Genomic DNA, 883 nt, shown 5'->3' with positions numbered 1-883 from the left:
GTATTATCTGCGCTTTTGGCTTGGCATCTGCCGCACCTCGCTCGCCGTATCGGCACTTAGAATTATGCGGTATTGCCTTATATTTTGTGTGGATTATGCGGGAACAAAAAACAGATTTTCAGGATTCTGTCTCTTTTTCTCTCTTGTTTACCTCTCTCTCACTGGCTTCCACCATCGAGATCACGTTCAGCAGCACCAGCCGCACCACAGCGGGATGCAGGCAGCTGTTGTTGATGGCGTTGATGACGGACTTTTGGAGTTCTTCAATTTTTGCGGTTGTGGTCATTTCATCACCCTTTCTGCCATCGGGGAGCCGGAATATTCCGGGCGCGGATAGCTTGTATCTTCGGTTCGCGTGCCGCCGCAGGCTGCCAGCGTAAGCGAGATGACCAATGCAAGCACCAACAGCAAAGCCAACGTGGCCAAAATCTGCATGAATTTCTGCATTAAATCTCCCTCCCGTTCACACTCAAAGAACCGCATTCAATTCTGCCGGGGATTTCAAACTTGCTGGCATTGCAGTGGATGACCTTATCTACCTGGTCAATGGCAATGCCCACAAACTCGCTGGTGGCCCCGCCGGTGGAATAATCAAAGCTGGGGTCGCCGGTGGAGAACCAGCCTAAAAACGTGTAGCGGGAGTTATCGCCAATATAAGATTTGCCGTACCGGCTGCTTAACACACCGGTCAGGTTGTTTTCCCAGTACCAGCGGATGCGCCCCGTGTCAATGTCCACACGAGTGCCAGTATCTTTGCCCATACGAATCCAGGCATTGTCCAGGTCATAAGTGGTTGTGCGCGCCTTATTGTGAATCTGCCCGGTGGTAATGTTGCCGCCGTTGATGATTGTCTTATCCTGGTTCCAGGTACTCAAATCCGAAA

At 51.2% G+C, this 883-nt stretch carries 3 protein-coding genes; all 3 read right to left on the bottom strand.

All coding sequences use genetic code 11. The features are described 5' to 3' along the window. Positions 1-118: 118 nt before the first annotated feature. Positions 119-286 (bottom strand): hypothetical protein, encoded by a 168-nt coding sequence (locus C4885_RS16590; RefSeq protein WP_158538941.1) that lies wholly within the window; start codon positions 284-286, stop codon positions 119-121. Beyond that, a complete protein-coding gene (locus C4885_RS16585; RefSeq protein WP_158538940.1) occupies positions 283-447 on the bottom strand; it encodes a hypothetical protein in 165 nt (54 codons plus the stop codon). The genes C4885_RS16590 and C4885_RS16585 overlap by 4 nt, the downstream gene beginning before the upstream one ends. Further along, a partial coding sequence (locus C4885_RS16580; protein ID WP_158538939.1) for a hypothetical protein occupies positions 447-883 on the bottom strand: 437 nt, incomplete at its 5' end. The genes C4885_RS16585 and C4885_RS16580, both read right to left, overlap by 1 nt.

The sequence above is a fragment of the Subdoligranulum sp. APC924/74 genome, assembly GCF_003324125.1.
Classification (GTDB): domain Bacteria; phylum Bacillota; class Clostridia; order Oscillospirales; family Ruminococcaceae; genus Gemmiger; species Gemmiger qucibialis.
The sequence above is the reverse complement of the archived record's forward strand: the minus strand, read 5'-3'. Positions and strand labels throughout refer to the sequence as shown.